This window comes from Mesorhizobium sp. WSM4898, assembly GCF_029625845.1.
Lineage (GTDB): Bacteria > Pseudomonadota > Alphaproteobacteria > Rhizobiales > Rhizobiaceae > Mesorhizobium.
In genome coordinates this window covers 775,900-794,119 of the sequence record NZ_JARTVQ010000001.1, presented here as the reverse complement: position 1 = coordinate 794,119, position 18,220 = coordinate 775,900, and the positions used below count along the sequence as shown (strand labels likewise).

Annotated in this window: 16 protein-coding genes; 7 read left to right on the top strand and 9 right to left on the bottom strand. The window is 64.7% G+C overall.

The window, feature by feature from the left end; genetic code table 11:
* The first annotated feature begins 40 nt into the window (after positions 1 to 40).
* Genes ptsP through P9228_RS03875 form a run of 4 tightly spaced genes read left to right on the top strand, consistent with a single transcriptional unit; the run spans position 41 to position 4,150 of the window.
* Positions 41 to 1,615: a phosphoenolpyruvate--protein phosphotransferase gene (gene ptsP / locus P9228_RS03890; RefSeq protein ID WP_164750600.1), complete on the top strand. Its 1,575-nt coding sequence runs from the start codon at positions 41 to 43 to the stop codon at positions 1,613 to 1,615.
* 7 nt (positions 1,616 to 1,622) lie between these two features.
* Positions 1,623 to 2,054, top strand: coding sequence for a hypothetical protein (locus P9228_RS03885; RefSeq protein WP_067324262.1), 432 nt, complete (start codon positions 1,623 to 1,625; stop codon positions 2,052 to 2,054).
* A gap of 25 nt (positions 2,055 to 2,079) precedes the next feature.
* On the top strand, positions 2,080 to 3,066 hold the full coding sequence (dhaK, locus tag P9228_RS03880; RefSeq protein ID WP_278052451.1) for a dihydroxyacetone kinase subunit DhaK: 987 nt from the start codon (positions 2,080 to 2,082) through the stop codon (positions 3,064 to 3,066).
* A gap of 58 nt (positions 3,067 to 3,124) precedes the next feature.
* Positions 3,125 to 4,150 carry a nucleotidyltransferase family protein gene (locus P9228_RS03875; RefSeq protein WP_127239910.1) on the top strand — a complete coding sequence of 342 codons (1,026 nt, stop codon included), beginning with the start codon at positions 3,125 to 3,127 and terminating at the stop codon, positions 4,148 to 4,150.
* Between the two features lie 16 nt (positions 4,151 to 4,166).
* Here P9228_RS03875 and P9228_RS03870 read toward each other — a convergent pair whose 3' ends face one another.
* From P9228_RS03870 to P9228_RS03860, 3 genes are read right to left on the bottom strand one after another with little or no spacing between them, the layout of a single operon-like run.
* Positions 4,167 to 5,153: a serine kinase gene (locus P9228_RS03870; protein ID WP_278052450.1), complete on the bottom strand. Its 987-nt coding sequence runs from the start codon at positions 5,151 to 5,153 to the stop codon at positions 4,167 to 4,169.
* Positions 5,150 to 5,584 carry a lasso peptide biosynthesis B2 protein gene (locus tag P9228_RS03865; RefSeq protein WP_067324255.1) on the bottom strand — a complete coding sequence of 145 codons (435 nt, stop codon included), beginning with the start codon at positions 5,582 to 5,584 and terminating at the stop codon, positions 5,150 to 5,152. The genes P9228_RS03870 and P9228_RS03865 overlap by 4 nt, the downstream gene beginning before the upstream one ends.
* Positions 5,584 to 5,871: a PqqD family protein gene (locus P9228_RS03860; RefSeq protein WP_067324253.1), complete on the bottom strand. Its 288-nt coding sequence runs from the start codon at positions 5,869 to 5,871 to the stop codon at positions 5,584 to 5,586. Before P9228_RS03860 ends, P9228_RS03865 begins: the two co-directional genes overlap by 1 nt.
* 586 nt (positions 5,872 to 6,457) lie before the next feature.
* On the opposite strand from P9228_RS03860, the gene P9228_RS03855 reads away from it, so the two are divergent.
* From P9228_RS03855 to P9228_RS03845, 3 genes are all read left to right on the top strand, one after another.
* Positions 6,458 to 8,365 carry a propionyl-CoA synthetase gene (locus P9228_RS03855; protein WP_067324251.1) on the top strand — a complete coding sequence of 636 codons (1,908 nt, stop codon included), beginning with the start codon at positions 6,458 to 6,460 and terminating at the stop codon, positions 8,363 to 8,365.
* Positions 8,366 to 8,486: 121 nt separating this feature from the next.
* A complete protein-coding gene (locus tag P9228_RS03850; RefSeq protein ID WP_067324249.1) occupies positions 8,487 to 9,566 on the top strand; it encodes an acyltransferase in 1,080 nt (359 codons plus the stop codon).
* Between the two features lie 246 nt (positions 9,567 to 9,812).
* The gene (locus P9228_RS03845) at positions 9,813 to 10,529 is read left to right on the top strand and encodes a metallophosphoesterase family protein (protein ID WP_164749204.1); all 717 of its coding nucleotides are present in this window, start codon (positions 9,813 to 9,815) and stop codon (positions 10,527 to 10,529) included.
* Positions 10,530 to 10,559: 30 nt separating this feature from the next.
* On the opposite strand, the gene P9228_RS03840 is transcribed toward P9228_RS03845, so the two are convergent.
* The 6 genes from P9228_RS03840 to P9228_RS03815 all read right to left on the bottom strand — a co-directional run bounded on the left by P9228_RS03840 (position 10,560) and on the right by P9228_RS03815 (position 18,152).
* Positions 10,560 to 12,941, bottom strand: coding sequence for a polysaccharide biosynthesis tyrosine autokinase (locus P9228_RS03840; protein ID WP_095824323.1), 2,382 nt, complete (start codon positions 12,939 to 12,941; stop codon positions 10,560 to 10,562).
* Positions 12,942 to 13,108: 167 nt separating this feature from the next.
* The gene (gene galU / locus P9228_RS03835; protein WP_095799217.1) at positions 13,109 to 14,005 is read right to left on the bottom strand and encodes a UTP--glucose-1-phosphate uridylyltransferase GalU; all 897 of its coding nucleotides are present in this window, start codon (positions 14,003 to 14,005) and stop codon (positions 13,109 to 13,111) included.
* A gap of 75 nt (positions 14,006 to 14,080) precedes the next feature.
* On the bottom strand, positions 14,081 to 15,031 hold the full coding sequence (locus P9228_RS03830; RefSeq protein ID WP_127335200.1) for a glycosyltransferase family 2 protein: 951 nt from the start codon (positions 15,029 to 15,031) through the stop codon (positions 14,081 to 14,083).
* On the bottom strand, positions 15,021 to 15,965 hold the full coding sequence (locus P9228_RS03825; protein WP_278052449.1) for a glycosyltransferase: 945 nt from the start codon (positions 15,963 to 15,965) through the stop codon (positions 15,021 to 15,023). Before P9228_RS03825 ends, P9228_RS03830 begins: the two co-directional genes overlap by 11 nt.
* Entirely contained in the window at positions 15,965 to 16,954 is a 990-nt protein-coding gene (locus P9228_RS03820; protein ID WP_278052448.1) for a glycosyltransferase family 2 protein, read from the bottom strand. The genes P9228_RS03825 and P9228_RS03820 overlap by 1 nt, the downstream gene beginning before the upstream one ends.
* Positions 16,955 to 16,979: 25 nt before the next feature.
* Positions 16,980 to 18,152 (bottom strand): glycosyl transferase family 1, encoded by a 1,173-nt coding sequence (locus tag P9228_RS03815; protein ID WP_278052447.1) that lies wholly within the window; start codon positions 18,150 to 18,152, stop codon positions 16,980 to 16,982.
* Positions 18,153 to 18,220 lie beyond the last annotated feature (68 nt).

Below are 18,220 nucleotides of genomic sequence, written 5' to 3'. Positions count from 1 at the left end.
CCGGGTCTGCCGCCCTCTCAATCCGCAAGGAATGCGGGCCATGCGGATTGAGGGCATCCCTGCCTCTCCCGGCTACGCCGAAGGGCCGCTGTTCAACCTCGACCGTCCACCGGCTGCTTATGTGGCTAAGGCGAGCGAGGCGGAGGAGAAAGCAGCGCTGAAGGCGGCCATCGGCAAGGCGGTGAGCCGGCTGACCTCGCTTGTCGAGACGGCCGATGGCGATGCCGCCGGCATCCTCGAATTCCACATCGCCATGCTGGAGGACGTCGCGCTGAGCGCGCCCGCCTTCGCGGCGCTCGGCTCCGGAGAGCCGGCCGACGCTGCCTGGCGGCAAGCACTGGATGCCGAGATCGCCGGCTATGAGGCGTCCGACCAGGACTATTTCCGGGCACGCGCCTCGGACTTGCGCGACATCCGCGACCAGGTGCTGCGAGCGCTGAGCGAGGATAGCGAGACCGCGGCGCCCCTCGGCGCCATCCTCTATGGCCTGGACATCGCGCCGACGCGTTTCCTCGAAACCGACTGGAGCAGAGGCGGCGGCATTGCGCTCGAGGCCGGCAGCACCGCCAGCCATGTCGCCATGCTGGCACGCTCGCGCGGCGTGCCGATGGTGGTGGGGCTTGGTGCCTTTGCGGACGAGCCCACCGGAAACGCGCTGCTCGACGCCGAGCATGGCGGCATCGTGCTCTCGCCCTCGCCGAAGGAGATCGAGGCGTTCCGGCAATCATCCTCCTCCTTCGCGGCGCGACAAGGCCAGGCGCAGACTTTTCTCGCCCAGCCGGCGGCGACCAAGGCCGGCACGTCGGTGCGGGTGCAGGTAAACATTGCCTACCCTTCCGATGTCGACGGCATCGACATTGCGACCTGTGATGGCGTCGGGCTCATGCGCACCGAATTCCTGTTCGGCAAGGCCCTGCCGGACGAGGAGACACAGTACCAAGCCTACCGAAAGGTGCTGGAATGGGCCGGAGAAAAACCGGTGACCATCCGCACCATCGATGCCGGCGGCGACAAACCGATCCCCGACTTCACCGTCGAGGAGACCAACCCGTTTCTCGGCCTGCGCGGTATCAGGCTGTCGCTGGCGCGGAGCGACATCTTCCGGGTGCAAATCCGGGCATTGCTGCGCGCCGCCGTCCACGGCAATCTGAAGGTGATGTTTCCGATGATCGCCAGGGCCGAAGAGCACAGGCAGGCCGCCGCGTTGTTTGCGGAGGAGGAGGCCGCTCTCGCGTCGCGCGGTGTTGCGCACAAGCTGCCGCCGCTGGGCATCATGGTCGAGGTCCCTTCGGTGGCCATCGCGCCGGAGGCTTTTGCCGACGTTGCCTTCTTCTCGATCGGCTCCAACGACCTGACGCAATATGTGATGGCAGCCGCGCGTGACAACGCCGCCGTTGCACATCTCAACGCTGTCCGCCATCCGGCTGTGATGCGGCTGATCGCTTCGGTCGCGGCCTTCGGGCGCGAGAAAGGAATTCCGGTCAGCCTCTGTGGCGATGCGGGCGGCGATCCGGCCGCCATTCCGGCGCTGATTGAGGCCGGCCTGCGCGACCTATCGGTGTCTCCGGCGCAACTCGCCATGGCCAAGGCGGCCATAGCGGACGTCCCGGTGTAAGCACAGCATGGCCAGGCCAGCCAAGATACAAGAAGCCGGCGCGGAAGACGCGATCCGCGCGTATAAGACCATCCTGTCGCAAGTCATCGACCAGCGGCCTTCCGGCATGCGCCAGCGACTTGCCGATGCGCTCGGCAAGCATCGCAGTTTCGTCACGCAAATCTCCAGCCCGGCCTATTCGATCCCCATCCCGTCGAAGCATTTGCCGGCTATCTTTTCCGTCTGCCATTTCAGCCCGGCCGAGCGCGACCAGTTCCTGGCCGCCTACCACCAGGCGCATCCGGGCAAGCTGCCGGCGGCTTCGGGTCCGCGCAAGACGCGCCACGTCTCGCTCATCGTGCCGGATTTCGGCGACGACAAGCAGAACGCAGCGCTCGACCGAGCGATCAACGAATTCATCCAGAAGATCACCAGCATCGCCGGCAGGGGCAGCGGCTGAGCGATCTCTATTCGGGAGGACTGCCATGAAGAAGTTTCTGAATTCGGTGGACACGGTCCTCACCGAAAGCCTCGATGGCTTCGTCGCCGCGCATTCCGACATCCTCGCGATCGGCGACGAGCACAAATTCGTTCGCCGCAAGACGCTGAAACCGGGCAAGGTAGCGCTGATCTCGGGTGGCGGCTCCGGCCACGAGCCGCTGCATGGCGGGCTGGTTGGCCACGGCATGCTCGACGCCGCCTGCCCCGGCCAGGTCTTCACCTCGCCGACGCCCGACCAGATGCTCGCGGCCGCGCAAGCCGTCGACACCGGCGCCGGCTGCCTGTTTATCGTCAAAAACTATGAAGGCGACGTGATGAATTTCGACATGGCCGCCGAAATATCGGACGGCGTTCTGCAGGTGGTGACCAATGACGACGTCGCGGTCGAGAATTCGTCCTACACCACCGGTCGGCGCGGCGTGGCCGGCACGCTGGTGGTGGAGAAGATCGTCGGCGCCGCGGCCGAGCAAGGCATGCCACTGCCCGAGCTCAAGGCGCTGGGCGACCGCGTCAACGCCGCGACGCGCTCGATGGGCGTGGCGCTGACCAGTTGCACGGTGCCGGCTGCGGGCAGGCCGACCTTCGACATTGGCGACAACGAGATGGAATTCGGCGTCGGCATCCATGGCGAGCCCGGCCGGCGGCGCGATGATCTGAAGAGTGCCGACGCCATCGCCGAGGAGATCTGCACGGCAATCCTCGGCGATCTTGGTGACCGCGCCAGGGGACCGGCGCTTCTTTTCGTCAACGGCTTCGGCGGCACGCCGTCGATGGAGCTTTATTTGATGTACAACAGCGCGCGAAAAATCTTCGAGAAGAGAGGTGTGACGGTGACCCGCTCGCTGGTCGGCTCCTATGTCACCTCGCTCGACATGGCAGGCTGCTCGATCACGCTGACGGTGCTCGAGGATGAGACGACGGCGCTTTGGGACGCTCCGGTGCACACGGCGGCGCTGCGCTGGGGGATGTAGCGTCGCGCGGGCTTTTCTGCGACCATGGTCGCCTGTTGTTCGCGATATTGCCCGGTTGATGCTGCTCCCGCTTTCACCTGCCGAAGAAAAGCTGCTGCTCGAATTTGCCGATCCGGAGGCGCCGTCCGAGCGGGGCGGGGCCCTCTCGGCAAGCAGCCTCATGGCGCTGCTCGCCAATGCCGAGTTCCACGGCGTGCTGCCGATCATGCTGCGCAAGCTTCGGGAAATCGGCGAGGCCGATCTGCCGAACGATGCCGCCCTGCGGCAAAAACTCTCCGGGCTTCGCGATCAGGCTACACTGGCGACCGGGCAGTCGATGCTGCTGCAATATCACGGCGACCGCATCATGAAGGCCTTGGCCGCGAAAGGCGTTGCGGCTCGCATCGTCAAGGGCCCGGTGTTCGCGCGCAAGCTTTATCGCCATGCTGCCGATCGGCCGTTCACCGACATCGACATACTTGTCGATCCGGCCAGCATCGGCGAGGCCAACAACGTGATCGCCGAATGCGGCTTCACGCTTGCCAGTGGCGAGGCCGAATCGCATGAGTTGCAGGAGTTCAAGTGGCTGGAGAAGGAGAACTCCAGCCTGCTGATCGAGCTGCATGGCAATCTGGTGCATGACACCGGCATGCGGCGGCGCCTGTCGCTCGGCTTCCGCGAGTTGCAGATCATTGACGGCGGCGAGGCCGACACGCCGGCGTCGCTGCTCACCATCGCCATCGTTCATGCCGCCGGAGGCCACAAATTCCACCGGCTGCAGCTCTGTATCGACGTGCTGCAAGGTGTGCGCGCGCTGCAATCGCCGGAAGCCGAAGCGCGCCTTCTCGATGCCGCGCGTATGACCGGCATCGAGCTCGAGCTGGCGACCGTGCTCAATGTGACCGGGCGGCTGTTCGACGAGCCGCGCGCGATCGCCCTTGCCAACCGCATCAAGCCCGATCTGTCGATACGGCTCGCCAAATGGCTGATCACCGGCAACGTGCTGCTCAGGGTCAATTCGCGGGACAAGATGCGCTCGCGCCTTAGCCGCGACGCCTTCCGCTGGGTCCAGCGGCTTGCCCGGCCAAGGCCCTATCCGGCCTGAAAGCCCGTTTGGAGATCTACTCCTCCACCGCGCCGCGGATCAGCCCCGCTGCATCGGCCGGGCTTGAGCCGACTTCCAGGGTGAAAGTGGGGACGGCCCTGACCAGTGCCGCGATCGACGCCATCCGTCGTTGCTGCATCGGCAACAGGCCGGTCAGGCCGGTCCTGACATTGTCGGTGGCAAGCGCGACCATCGCATCGGTCCTGGCCAAGCGCGTGAGCCGGGTGTGGCGGTCGGTCGAGCGCGCCAGATGCAGCAGCGCCGAGACCGGCCTGGGACGGACGTCCTCGATGCGAATGATCTCGGCGAGACGCTCCAGCGAGACGGCCTGCTCGCCCTCGGCGTCCCATCTGTCGCCAAGGCAGGGCGAGAGGAATGGCAGCATCGCCGCGGTGTTGCGATGGATCTTCACCTTACGCGGCATGCCCCAGGCTAGGGTGCCTTCAGATGTTGCACCGAGGATCATCACATCGTCCGAGCATAGGCCGAAGCCCTGCGATGCCAGCGCCATTGAAGTTGTCGACTTGCCAGTGCCGCTCGGCGCATGGATTAGCACGAGCGCCCCGCTATCGGGCAGCGTCAGACCGGCGGTATGGAGCATGTACTGCCCGCCGGAATCGAGCGCGGCATCCAGCACCATCATCAGCAGCGTCCATTTGACCTTGCTGTCGGGATGAACGCGGATTTCGGCCGAGCCCTCGTCGGCACGGATCGAGGCCGTCTGGAGGCCGGGAAAGACCAGATGGACGACGTCGTCGGCGTCGATGATGCGGCAATGGCCGTCCAGCGGCACTTCGCCGTCGAAGGCGAGCTTCCCCTCCGGGTTTTCGGGCAGCGCCGACGTTTCGAGGATATCGATGCGAAAGCCGGGTTCGACCGCTTCATTGACGCGCAATGTGCCGAGCATCAGATCGAAGCTCGGCCAGAGCTCGGCGCGCTCTGCCGATATGCCGATGACCTGGCCGTTCAGGTCATAGCAAACGGTGGCTGCGGCGCCGGTCAAGCGGCGCGCGCCTTCACGCTGCCGCCGGGGTGGCGATAGATTTCAACCATGTCGGGAAGGCTGTCGCTGACCACCGGCTTGCCGTCGAGGCAAACCCAGCAATGCGCCGAAAGGCGCGGCTCATGCATCGATTTGGCATCGACACCGAAATGGAGGTCGGGATTGAAACCCGCCATCCGCAGGAAGCGGAAACCGAGCAGCCCTTCCCTCAGGCATCTGCGATCACGCATCACCCAGGGATGCCGAACCGTGCGGTTGACGCGGCTGACGACGTAGCTCCATGGCAGGCCACGATAGGGTGTGCGCAATTGCAGCGGCGCCAATTTCAGCACGCTTTCGAAGTCGCGCCGGACGACCAGTACCGGTATCAGCCGGGCGCTGAGCCACAGATGAGTGCGGAACAGGGCGCGCAGGAACGGTCCGCCGGCCATCACGCGCCCGGGTCGGCAAGGATGCCTTCGGCCACCAGCTCGGCGGCCAGCGCCGTCATGTCGTCGCCGAGCGTCGCCTTGTCGACCTCGAATTCTTCCGACAGCAGATCGACGATGTGGTCGAGGCTGCGGGCGCCGTCGACCTTGTCGAGGAACGCTTCGGTGGTGCCGTTGCAGGTGTAAAGCTGGCCGCTGCGCGCCAGAAGCACCACGGCGCCGTCGCCGACATGCTGCACGGAGGCGTCGTCCGCCATCCGCAGAACCGTTTCAAAGGCGATTTCAGCCATACGCCCCCTCCCTATGCCGAACTGCAATTAGCGCGGCATGCCGTCGCTGTCCATTGCCAAGCGGGCAACGCTGCGTGTCAGACGGCCGGGCCTATCGGGCCACTCGGGCCCGCAACGATGCTCGACAGCTTCCCGCGCCTGACCGGAACCGGTTTTTCGTAAGTTCTTTCCATCAAAACTTCCCCGGAAAGACTATCCAACTCGCGCGAGAATGATGGTGGGCTGGAACCACTATCAAGCCGCCGTTCGCGCCAGGGTTGCCATCTTTCCCATAAGTAAGCTAAGAGTCTGCCGGCTTTTTGGGGAGTGGACAGTATGCGTTACAACTGGGATCGCGCTCCGACGGCATTCGAACGCCATCGGAAGGCATTGGCCGCCGCCATTCTAATAGCCGGCGGTGTCGGGCTGATGCTGGCAGCACTGCCGCTCTAAGCCGAATTCACTTGCTGACGTCATAGCGCGCTCCGATCCGGGAGCGGCTGGATCCGTTTGCCGGCAACGCCGACCAAAATGCGAGGAGACATGGCCGGCCAAAGCGGCTTAGGCTATTGCCATACGACGGAATGTTCCTGGGGAGGAAAAGTCGATGGCCTCACGCTACCACGAAGTCTATGAGGGCTGGAAACGCGACCCCATAGCGTTCTGGGCCGAAGCGGCCAAAGCGATCGACTGGTATTCGCCAGCCGAAAAGGTCTTCGATCCGGCGGCGGGCGTCTATGGCCGCTGGTTCACAGGCGCCACCTGCAACACCTGCTTCAATGCCATCGACCGCCACGTGGCGGGGGGGCGCGCCGACCAGCTGGCGCTGATCCATGACAGCGCGATCACCGGCACGATCCGGAAATTCACCTATGCCGAACTGAAGCGCGAGGTGGTCGCGCTCGCCTCTGTCCTCAAGAACCGTGGCATCGGCAAGGGCGATCGGGTGATTATCTACATGCCGATGGTGGCGGAAGCGGCGATCGCCATGCTAGCCTCGGCCCGCATCGGCGCCGTGCATTCAGTGGTGTTCGGCGGCTTCGCCTCGCATGAGCTCGCGACCCGCATCGACGACGCCAGGCCGAAGCTGATCATCACCGCCTCCTGCGGCCTGGAGCCGGGACGCGTCGTCGCCTACAAGCCGCTGCTCGACAAGGCGATCGAGATGTCGAAGCACAAGCCCGATGCCTGCCTGATCCTTCAGCGCGAGCAATTGCGCTGCGAGATGAAGGACAATTACGACATCGACTATGCCGATGCGGTCGCCCGCGAGCGCGCCGCCGGCGCCAATGTCGACTGCGTGCCGGTCTTGGCCACCGACCCGCTCTACATCATCTACACCTCCGGCACGACCGGGCAGCCGAAGGGCATCGTGCGCGACAATGGCGGTCACATGGTCGCGCTGAAATGGACGATGGACAACGAGTTCGGCGTCAACCCCGGCGAGGTGTTCTGGGCGGCCTCCGACGTCGGCTGGGTGGTCGGCCATTCCTACATCGTCTACGGGCCGCTTCTGCATGGCTGCACCAGCGTGCTCTTCGAAGGCAAGCCGATCGGCACGCCGGACGCCGGCACCTACTGGCGGGTGATCTCGGAACACGGTGTGGTGGCGCTGTTCACGGCGCCGACCGCCTTTCGCGCCATCAAGGGGCAGGATCCGCGCGGCGAGTTCGTGCCGAAATACGATCTGTCGAAATTCCGCACGCTGTTCCTCGCCGGCGAGCGCGCCGACCCCGAGACCATCAAATGGGCAGAGCAGAAGCTCAACCGTCCGGTGATCGACCATTGGTGGCAGACCGAGACCGGCTCGCCAATGACCATCAACCCGGCCGGGCTCGGGCTTTTGCCGGTGAAATACGGCTCGCCGGGCGTGCCGATGCCGGGCTACGATATTCGTATTCTCGACGATGCCGGCCACGAGGTGCCGCGCGGCACGCTCGGCAATGTCGTGGTCAAGCTGCCGCTGCCGGCAGGCTGCCTGCCGACGCTCTGGAACGCCGACGCCCGCTTCCGCCAAGCCTATCTCGAGGAGTTCCCCGGTTTCTACAAGACGGCCGACGCCGGCATGATGGACGAGGACGGCTATCTCTACGTCATGGCCCGCACCGACGACATCATCAACGTCGCCGGGCACCGCCTCTCGACCGGCGCGATGGAGGAGGTGCTGGCCGCGCATCCGGACGTCGCCGAATGCGCCGTGATCGGCATCGCCGACGCGATGAAAGGTCAGGTGCCGCTCGGCTTCGTCGTGCTCAACGCCGGTGTGGCGCGCGACACCGGCGCCATCGAAAGCGAGGTGGTGGGCCTGGTGCGCGAGCGGATCGGCCCGGTCGCAGCCTTCAAGACGGTGGTGACGATCAAGCGGCTGCCGAAGACGCGCTCCGGCAAGATCCTGCGCGGCACGATGCAGAAGATCGCCGACAAGGAGGAATGGACGATGCCGGCGACCATCGACGATCCCGCGATCCTCGACGAGATCACGGCGGCGCTCAAGGGGCGCGGCATCGGGATCTAGCCGCTCGCGGGATCGCAACGCGAGGCAGCCTCACGAATGCATCCTGCGCTGCAATCGACTGTTGTGCAATGCAGCAGCACCCCCTAGAAGTCTGCCCGGGGGGCCGTTCCGAAGGCACGGCATGGCTCAGCACAAGACCACATTCGGCGGCGTCGACATTTTGCGTTTCTTCGCCGCCGTCATGGTGATGTTCTATCACTACGGCTTCTGGGTATGGGCGTTTCCCGACGGCGTGTCGGCGCGCTCGACCGGCGGCATCCCTGCCCATCCCGAAATGGCGTTTGTCGGCTCCGGCTGGGTCGGCGTTCAGGTGTTCTTCGTCATCAGCGGCTTCGTCATCGCATTCAGCGCCGAGAATTCGACCCCGCTGAAGTTCTTCGAAGCTCGTGTCAGACGGCTGGCGCCGGCGGTCTGGGTCTGCGCGCCCATCTCCGCGATCGTGCTGCTGATGGTCGGTCTTTCCTGGCCGACCGATGCCGTGGTGCGACTTGCCCGCACGGCGCTGTTCGTGCCGTTCGAGCCATGGGTCGACAGTGTCTACTGGACGCTCGGCATCGAGATCGCCTTCTACGCCATCGTCTGGACCCTGCTGCGGTTCGGCCGATTCGACCTGATGGAAGCTGTCGCCGTCATCATCGGCCTGCTCAGCACGGTGTTCTGGTGTCTCTATTTCGCCTTCGGCTGGACCGATCTCGCGGAGGCGCGCTGGCTGCAGCTCACCCTGGTGCATCACGGCGCGTTCTTCGCGGTCGGCGTGCTGATCTGGCTGATGCGCTTCAAGGCGGTGACAGCGGCACGGCTCTGCTTCTCGGCGCTGTTTCTCGCCGGAGGGGCGCTGCAGATCGTAAGCTCGGTCGACGTGCACAGCATCAAGGTGGAAGCGGCGATGCCCTATGCGCCGCCGATCATCATCTTCCTGGCCGCGGTAGCGCTGATGGCTTGGTCGCTGCGCCTCAACCTTTCCTGGGGCGGCTGGCGCCGGATCGGGCTGATGACCTATCCGCTCTACCTCATCCACGATGTCGTCGGCGCGGCGCTGCTCGGCGTCCTGATCCGCGCCGGCGTGCCATATCTGGTTTCGATCCCGATCGTCGGCATGGCCATGATCGCGGCAAGCTGGCTGGTGGCGGCCGAGGCCGAGCCGCGCGTCCGCATGCTGCTCGACCGCACGCTTTTCCGCTATCGGCTCAAAGCGGCCTAAAGCGCATCGCGCCGAAACGGTTCAGGCGACGCTTTTCGGGGTATTGACGCACGTCGTTTTGCCAAGACCGCTGCGCCTTTTTGGCGATGTGCATCGAGCAGCCCGGTGTGGAAATGTTTGCATTCGACATGATATCGAGGCTTGGTCCACGCTCCGTGGCATGACCCTAGTTTGAGTACCGAGCCTCAATCCGTGAGCCTGTTCCAACGATCGAGACGACCCCGGCCCTTGCCGCGCGAACGGCTGATGATGGATATGCGCGACACGGTGGTCTACGCGATCGGCGACGTGCATGGCTGCTACGACGAGCTGCGCACGCTGGAGCAGAAGATCGAGGCCGACGCGCTGCAGTTCCGCGGCCGCAAGATCATCATCATGCTGGGCGACTATGTCGACCGCGGGCCCAATTCGCGGCGCGTGGTCGAGCATTTGATGGCACCGCCGCCAGAAGGTTTCATGCGCGTGTGCCTTGCCGGGAACCACGAAGTGGCGATGCTCGCCTATCTCGACGGCCATCTGTCACTGGAGCCGTGGCTCCGCGTCGGCGGACGGGAAACGCTGTTCTCCTACGGTATCGATCCCGACCGCCTGGCCGATCTCTACGGATCGAGCGAAGAGGTAGTCGAGCGTATCCGGGAGGCCATTCCGGCCACCCACGTCGCCTTCATGCGCACGCTGCCGGTGATGATCTGTTCGGAGCGGTTCCTTTTCGTCCATGCCGGCATCCGGCCCGGCATCGCGCTCGAAGCGCAGGACGAGGCCGACCTGCTCAACATACGATCCGAGTTCCTGGCGGCGGCTCACCGCCTCGATCGCTGGGTCGTGCACGGACATACGATCGTGGACGTTCCGACGCTCGACGGGCGCCGGCTCGGCATCGACACCGGCGCCTTCCAGAGCGGCCGGCTGACCGCCCTCAGGATCGTCGGCAAATATGGGCGGCTGCTGTCGACCGGAGAATAACCGCCGCGGCTTTTCGTCGGATGAACTGCTTTAGGCGGCCTGCTTGGCGCGCGATTCCGACTTCTCGAGGTAGTAACTCGAATAGCGGTCGAAGAACTTTTCCGAACCGCCGAGAGAGCCGTATTTCGCCAGCTTCTTCAGCTCGACCTTGTTGAGCACCGCGCCGGTGATCTTTTCGGCGATGTAGGGTTCCGACTCCAGCATCGAGCGCACCATGGCGCGTGGCGTGCGTCCCCACTCGGTGACGAGCACGAAGCCGTCGACCAACGGCGCGAAGGCCTTGGCGTCGACCACCGGGCCGAGCGGCGGCAGGTCGACGATGATGTATTCGAACGTCTCCTTGGCGTTCTCGATGAAACGCCGCATGCCGGCGGAGCCGAGAAGCTCGCTGGTGTGCGAGAACTGGCCGCGCACCACGGCCGGGATGATCGCCAGCTTGGTCTGGCGGTCGACCTTGCCGACCGACTGCCAGGTCTGTCCATTGACCACCGCTTCCATCAGCCCGTGCTCCGACTCCATGCCGAGGCTGCGGCTGAGGCCCGGATTGCGCAGGTCGCCATCGATCAGCAAAGTCTTGGCGCCGTTGGCGGCGAGCAGACCGGCGAGGTTCGCCGCAACCGTCGACTTGCCTTCGCCGGGCAGGACGGAGATGACGCCGATCACTCGGCTGCCCTTGTCTTCCATCACCACGTCGAAAGCGATCTTGGCGTTGCGGAGCGTCTCGGCGAACATCGAGGCCGGCGCATCGAGGCTCACCCGCATGCGCGCCCGTTTCTCGGCGGCCGACAGGCTGGTGACCTTGCCGTCAGCCGGCAAGTCGTCCGGCTTCGACTCCTTGGCCTTGCCGCCACCGATCGTCGGCAGATAGCCGAGGAACTTCAGGCCGACACGGTCGCGAATGTCCTCGCCTGTCCGGAAGAAGCGCTCGTTGAATTCGTTCAGGCCTCCGCAGCCGGCGCCGAGCATGAGGCCAAGCACCAGCGAGAGCGCCAGCACACGCAAGGTGCGCGGAGCCGAGGCGGTGAGAGGCATCGACGCGTCGGAGATGATGCGGACCTTGCCGACCGGGAATGACTGCTGCTGCGACGCTTCCTCGTAACGGCTAAGGAAAGTCTGATAGAGCGTGGTCAGCGCCTGCGCCTGCTGATCGAGCTCCTTCAGCCTGACCTGCGACTGGTTGTCGATCGAGCTCTTGCCTGCCTGGGTGGCGATTTTCTCCCTAAGCGCGGTCTCGCGCGCCTGCGCCACCTGATAGTCGTTTCGGTAGCTTTCGGTGATCTGTTTCAGCTGTCCGAAGATCTGCGCCGAGACGTCGGCCTTCTCCTTGGCCAGCGCAACCGCCTGCGGGTGATCCTTGCCGAAGTTGTTCTCGACGTCCTGCAACCGCTTGGCGATCGCGAGATAGCGGGTTTTCAGCGCGATGATGACCGAGCTGCTCGGCTGATCGGCCGCTATCGCCGAATCGTTGAAGGCGCTTTCGGAGCCGCTGTCGACGATCGCCTTGTACTGCTGGTAGCGGGCGCTGGCGCGGGCTGTATCGGCCTGCGCGACGATGAGCTGGGCGTTCAGGTCGGCGAGTTGCTTGTCGCTGAGCAACTGGCCGTCGCTGTTTGCGGAAAGCCCGTGCTCGGCCCTGAACTTCTCGACCGCCAGCGCAGCTGCCTGCGAGCTTTCGCGCAGTTCGGTCAGCCGGCCCTGCAGCCAAACGGCCGCGCGCTCGGTGGCGTCGAAGCTGGCGTTGAGCTGGTCGGCAAGGTAGGCGTCCGCATAGGCCTTGGTGATGGCCGTGGCCAAAGCCGGATTGGTCGACTGATAGCCGATGCTGATGACATTGCTGCGGCCGTTGCGATCCGCCATCAATCCGGTTTGCAGCACGAGGACCGCGTAGTCATGGGTTGCCGCCTTCATCATGGCTTCGCGCGTTGCGGCATCGACATTCTCGATCCCGGGGATTTGGTTGGCGCCGCCGCTGCGGAAATAGCCGACGATGCCGCGCAAGAATCCGATTCCCTGGGCCAAAGCCGATTGCGGCGGGTTCATGAATTCCTGGTTCTGGTCCAGCTTCAGCTTGTCGACCACCTCCGATGCCAGCCGCGCCGAGTTGAGTATCTCGATCTGGCTGAGGATCGTCGCGTCCGTCTGCTGCGTGGCACTGACAGCCGAAATGTCGTCCACGACCTTGTTCAGGCCGTCGTCAATCAGCACGCTCGCAAGGGAGGTGTATTGCTTGGGCGTCGTCTGGAGATAAATCACACCCAGGAACAGACCGATGACGGCGCAGACCGCCACCACCTTGGCCTGCCGGGCGGCCATGCCAAGCAGACGCTCGATGTCGATGAAGTCTTCACCCTTTTCCGGTTCGGTGCTGGGCAATGGCATCCTCTTGTCGAGAGGAAAGTTGGCATAATTCATCGTCGGTCCAATTCCAGGTTGCAGGCGCTACCGGCCTTCGAAGAGTGTCGTCGTTACCAGAAAAGGCCACGCAACATTCGTGCCACGGAGCGCCCGGCCAAGAAGGCCAAGCGCTTGCGCGGCTGTCGCGCCATCGCGATTTCGCATATGCACCCAAAATTTGGGCATTATGCGGCTACTTCCCGGCGCTCGTGCGACCGGACGAATTGCTGCAGCATTTCGAAGACAGGTCCTTTCATGTCGTCGCGCGCCAGAGCAAAGGCGATGGTGGCCTCGATGAAGCCCTCCTTGGAGCCGCAGTCGAACATGCGGCCGTTGAAGGGCTGGGCATAGAAAGGCTGGCTTTCAGCCAGTCGAACCATGGCGTCGGTGAGTTGGATCTCGTTGCCGGCGCCGCGTTGCTGGGTGCCGAGCAGGGCGAAGATCTCCGGCTGCAGGATATAGCGGCCGTTGATGTAGAAGTTCGACGGCGCGTTGGCGGGGGCCGGCTTCTCGACCATGGCGGTTACTTCGAAGCCCGAGGCCACCTCGGCGCCGCGGCCGACGATGCCGTATTTGCTGGTTTCCGAAGGATCGCAGCGCTCGACGGCGATGACGTTGCCGCCGGTCCGCTGATAGAGGTCGACGGTTTCCGCCAGGCAGCCCGGCGCGCCGAAGGACACCATGTCGGGGAGCAGCAGCGCGAAGGGCTCGTTGCCGATCACGTCGCGTGCGCACCATACGGCATGGCCGAGACCGTGCGGCGACTGCTGGCGGATGAAGGAGGTGGCGCCGGCCACCGGCAGCAAGCTTTCCAGCGATTGGAGCTGCGCCTTCTTGCCAGTCTGCTCGAGGGTCCCGATCAGTTCAGGGTGCAGGTCGAAATAGTCTTCGATGACCGCCTTGTTGCGCCCGGTGACGAAGACGATGTGCTCGATGCCGGCCTCGAAGGCCTCGTCCACGGCATATTGCACGACAGGCTTGTCGACGACGGGCAGCATTTCCTTCGGCATCGACTTGGTCGCCGGCAGGAACCGCGTTCCGAGCCCCGCCACCGGTATGACTGCCTTCCTGACTTTCTGCATCGCTTATTCCTTCTGAGGATATCGCTTTTTTACCTATCGCTGGCTATGAAACCGCATTCCATGCGCCTGCATACTTCACCTCCCCGTGCCCACGGCAAACTGTGCCGCAACCCTTCTCAGCCGAGCCGCGATCGGCATCGACATATGCCGGACCGCGGCCGGATCGCTGAGCGCCGTGCGTATCGCCTTCAGCGGCGCACGCGCCTTGATGTGGTGCACCAATGACAGGAACGAGGCGGCCTTGCGCAGGCTGCGGCCGCGTCTGGCGAAAGCCGCCTTGGCGCCGTCGTCCATGAAATGCGCGGCCGCGAACGCGGCATCGGCCTCGGCCATCGCCTCGACATGATGCAACTCGAGCACGCGCGAGATCGAGCCGGTGCGGATATGGTAGACGTAGCCGACGGTCGGCTCGACCACGCAGCGGCCGCCTTTGGCCAGCGCGCTCGCCAGAAGAATGTAGTCTTCGCCGATGCGCAGCTTTTCGTCGTAGCGCAGTTGATTGTCGTCCAGGAAACGGCGCCGGAAGATCGGCTTCAGATATCCGAGGTTGAAGCGGGACTCGAAAACGATGTTGCCGGCGATATAGTCGGTCAGCGAGATTTCGCCGAGTTCTTCGAGATACCCGGTCGGGAACATCATGTCTTCGGGCGTGCCGTCCTCGCGCACGACTTGGACATTGTCGACCGCGATCTCGGCACCCGCCTTCTCCGCCCTAGCGATCATGGCCGCCAGCCTGCCGGGCAGGACGGCATCGTCGGAATCGAGCACGGCGACCCAGCGGCCGCGGGCCAGATCGAGCCCGGCATTCCTGGTGCCGCCAGGACCGCGGTTGGCGGGAAGCGCGACCACCGTGACGATGTCCTGAGGATAAGCGCGCGCGACATCGCGCGTGCGGTCGTTCGACCGGTCGTCGACGACGATGACTTCGATCGCGACATCGCGCTGGGCCATCGCGCTGGCGATCGCCCGGTCGAGAGTTGCCTCGGCGTTGTAAGCGGCGATGACGAAGCTGACGTCAGGCTGCACGCTTTTCCCCTTCCTGCTGAGTGATGCCGTACTGGCGGATTTCGCGGACTCCGACCAAACCGCTGACGACGCCGAGATGCATAATGCCGCGCAGCATGCTGCGGTTCCGTCGCACCGGGCTGACTGCGGCCAAAAGCGCCATACCGAAGCAGTAGCCCGCCTTCGCCGAGGCGAGACCGATCTGGCAGACGCGGCGCAGGCCGCCGATGTTGCGCCCGATGAGATGGCCGTGCGTCTGCCCGAAGCGGAAGCGGCGGCGGCGCAGCCAGTCGAAGGCGGCCCTCGAGCTCGGCACCACCTCGTCGACGAAGGCCTGGGAGGCAAAGGCGATGCGCCCGCCGGACTTGACCACTGAATCGAAGAATTCGGTGTCCTCGCCGCCGGTCTGGCCACGCGCCAGGCTGAAGCGCCGGTTGCGCAGGCTTTCCTCGGTCATCCTGAGCAGGACGTTGCAGGTGTAGCCGGTGCGGATCTCGCCGCGCACCCAGACGGGCAAGGTCGAGTGGAAATCGCCTTTGCGCATCCAGTCCGGCGCGTCCTGGCGATATATCGCGCGGACCGGCCCGAGCACGGCCGTCGCGCCCGTCGCCTCCGCGGTCGCCAGGAGTTCGACGAGCCAGCCCGGCGAAGCCGTCTCGTCGTCGTCGATGAAGGCGACGAGGCCCGAGACGCTGGCATCGAGGCAGGCGTTGCGAGCGATCGAGATGTTGCGCGCCGGCGCGTGGCGATAGCGGATCGGCAGCTTCAGTTCCTGCGCCAGCGCCTTCACCAGCGGCTGCGCGCTCGGCTCGTCGTCATTGTCGGCAACGACGATGCCGATCTCGAAACCGGCGGGGTTCTCCAGCGCGGCGATGGAGCGCAGCGTGTCGGCAAGCTCCGGCCTGCGGAAAGTGCAGATGCAGATGTCGATGCTGCCGCTCTTCTTCGGAGCCATCACGCCGCCTCACGCGACGGCTGCGGGCCGAAAAGTTGCAGCCAAAAGCCCATGGACCAGCCCAGATGCATGACCATCACCGACACGCCGGCCAACGCGATGGCGGGGTTGCGCTGGCTGATCGCGGTCCGGATGCCGTAACCGAGGCAGACACCCGCCCACACCAGAAACGGCACGGCCGCCAGCACAAAGATCGGAGACAAGAGCGCCATCAGGACCACCGGAAACACCAGCAGCGGGATCATTTGCCGCAACTTGGGCATCATGCGATGCTTGAGCACGTTCCTGGCGCGGCCGCGGCCATAGCCGAGATATTGGAAAAACAGGCTCTTCAAGGTGGAGCGCGGATAATAAACCATCTGCGTCTTGCCGCTCATCCAGATGCGGTAGCCGGCCAGACGGAGGCGGTGATCGAGCTCGGCGTCCTCGTTGTGGCTGAAGCTCTCGTCATAGCCACCCACCGCGCGGAACGCGGCAATGCGCATCAGCGCATGGTGGCCGTGATCGACCCACTCGCCGGCCGACATGTGGCGGTGCTTGGAGCCGCCGGTACCGAGCCTGGAATTCTGCGCCGCCGCCACGGCCTTCTGCACCGCGCCCGTGCCGCTGGTCAGCATCGAGACGACGACCGAATCCGCACCCGTGGCATGCGCTTCCTCGACCAGCCTGTCGCAATAATCGGCCGGATACCCGCCATGCGCATCAATGCGGATAAGATAGTCGGCGTCGTCGCCGAAGGTCGCCACAGCAAGGTTGATGGCCGCGCTCTGGATGCGCTTCGGATTGGCGATCAGGATGACGCGCGGATCCTCGGCAGCGAGTTCTTCGACGATGCCTTGTGTGCCATCGGTGCTGCCGCCGTCGGCCACGACGATGCGAGCGCCGAGCCGCGCCGCGGCCGGCCGCAACCGCTGGAGCAGCCCGCCGATATGAGCGGCCTCGTTGAGGCATGGGATGACGATCAGGCTCGATGCCGTCGTGCGCGTCATCGGGTTTTGTCCATTCTTAGCCATCCTATGCCAGCGCCTCGGTCGCAAAGCTCCCGCGACCGGCGGTCAGGCCGCGCAACTTGTCGACGAAAGCCAGGCAATCGCTGCGGTCGTAGCTCCAGGTCCGCGGATTGCGTGCCAGCACCCGCGACTTCAGCTTGCCGTAGTGTTCCTGACCCATTCGGCCGAGCGCGGTGTCGAGTCCTTCGGACGTCGCCTCGGACAGAAGCACACCGATGTCCTGCTGCTTGAGGAACCGGCCGGTTTCGGTGCTCGCCATCGAGATCGGCACGGCGCCGAAGCGGCAGCCTTCGTAGAGGCGGTTGGGAAGCAGCCATTCGGAATTCTGGCCCTGCTCGAAGAAATCGATCGCCCAGGAGAAATGCACCTCGCGGTAGATCGCCGCCATGTCCTCCGGATTACGATAGGGGCCGCCGAAGGAAAGCCAGGGCTCGGCTTCGACAAAGGCATGAAAATCCGGGAATTCGGAGAGCGCGGGACGCCCCCTGAGCACCACTTCAAAGCGTCCGTCTTGCCGGCGGGTGAACTCGGCCAGGAGTTCCAGCGAGCGCCGGCAGCGCAGCGCGCCGAACCAGCCGATGCGCCAAGGCGGCGCCGCCGGACTGTCGTCCTCGCGGCGATGATCCGCCGGCACGGGCATGGTGTCGAAATATTTGTTCTCGATCAGCTCGACCGGCGCCGCGATTTGCCCGAACGGCTTGAAATAATTGGCGACGAAGGCGGGAGAGCTGGTCACCAGAAGCTTGACGTCGCGGGCCAGATGGCGCTCGGCGCCACGCAGCGTCTTGCCGATCAGGTCGTTGCGCAACACCAGCCGATGGATGTCGAGGCACTCGTAGACGATCGGCACGCCGGCGCCGAAAGCGCGCCTGGCGCGGCTGGCAAGCGCCAGCATCTCGAGATTGCGCGCGATGATCAGGTCGGGTCGCGCCAGGCCCGCGAATTTGGCGCCGATCGACACGGCGGCCTTGGCAACTGCGCCGATGCGCTGGGCGAATCGGCCATCGCGCGTCGGTCCGAGGTCGACGGGCTTGATGCCTTCGATCTCGGCGATCGGATTGGAGGTGCGACGGAAGCCCGCCAGGGTTATCCCGGCGCCGCCTGCCCTGAGCATTTTTATCCTCCGGCGCACCGCCGGGTCGGATATGTCATGCACAAGGTACAAGACATGCAGCATGAAACTCGACCGCTTTTGGGCCCGCCACCCAAGAGGGGATGCTAGTACAGCTTTTGCTGCATCGCAAC

What these genes read in the sequence shown, in the direction of transcription:
- ptsP (WP_164750600.1), top strand. Translation starts at nt 41, where the DNA reads ATGCGGATTGAGGGCATCCCTGCCTCTCCCGGCTACGCCGAAGGGCCG.
- P9228_RS03885 (WP_067324262.1), top strand. Translation starts at nt 1,623, where the DNA reads ATGGCCAGGCCAGCCAAGATACAAGAAGCCGGCGCGGAAGACGCGATC.
- dhaK (WP_278052451.1), top strand. Translation starts at nt 2,080, where the DNA reads ATGAAGAAGTTTCTGAATTCGGTGGACACGGTCCTCACCGAAAGCCTC.
- P9228_RS03875 (WP_127239910.1), top strand. Translation starts at nt 3,125, where the DNA reads ATGCTGCTCCCGCTTTCACCTGCCGAAGAAAAGCTGCTGCTCGAATTT.
- P9228_RS03865 (WP_067324255.1), bottom strand. Translation starts at nt 5,584, where the DNA reads ATGGCCGGCGGACCGTTCCTGCGCGCCCTGTTCCGCACTCATCTGTGG.
- P9228_RS03860 (WP_067324253.1), bottom strand. Translation starts at nt 5,871, where the DNA reads ATGGCTGAAATCGCCTTTGAAACGGTTCTGCGGATGGCGGACGACGCC.
- P9228_RS03855 (WP_067324251.1), top strand. Translation starts at nt 6,458, where the DNA reads ATGGCCTCACGCTACCACGAAGTCTATGAGGGCTGGAAACGCGACCCC.
- P9228_RS03850 (WP_067324249.1), top strand. Translation starts at nt 8,487, where the DNA reads ATGGCTCAGCACAAGACCACATTCGGCGGCGTCGACATTTTGCGTTTC.
- P9228_RS03845 (WP_164749204.1), top strand. Translation starts at nt 9,813, where the DNA reads ATGATGGATATGCGCGACACGGTGGTCTACGCGATCGGCGACGTGCAT.
- P9228_RS03840 (WP_095824323.1), bottom strand. Translation starts at nt 12,941, where the DNA reads ATGAATTATGCCAACTTTCCTCTCGACAAGAGGATGCCATTGCCCAGC.
- galU (WP_095799217.1), bottom strand. Translation starts at nt 14,005, where the DNA reads ATGCAGAAAGTCAGGAAGGCAGTCATACCGGTGGCGGGGCTCGGAACG.
- P9228_RS03825 (WP_278052449.1), bottom strand. Translation starts at nt 15,965, where the DNA reads ATGGCTCCGAAGAAGAGCGGCAGCATCGACATCTGCATCTGCACTTTC.
- P9228_RS03820 (WP_278052448.1), bottom strand. Translation starts at nt 16,954, where the DNA reads ATGACGCGCACGACGGCATCGAGCCTGATCGTCATCCCATGCCTCAAC.
- P9228_RS03815 (WP_278052447.1), bottom strand. Translation starts at nt 18,152, where the DNA reads ATGCTGCATGTCTTGTACCTTGTGCATGACATATCCGACCCGGCGGTG.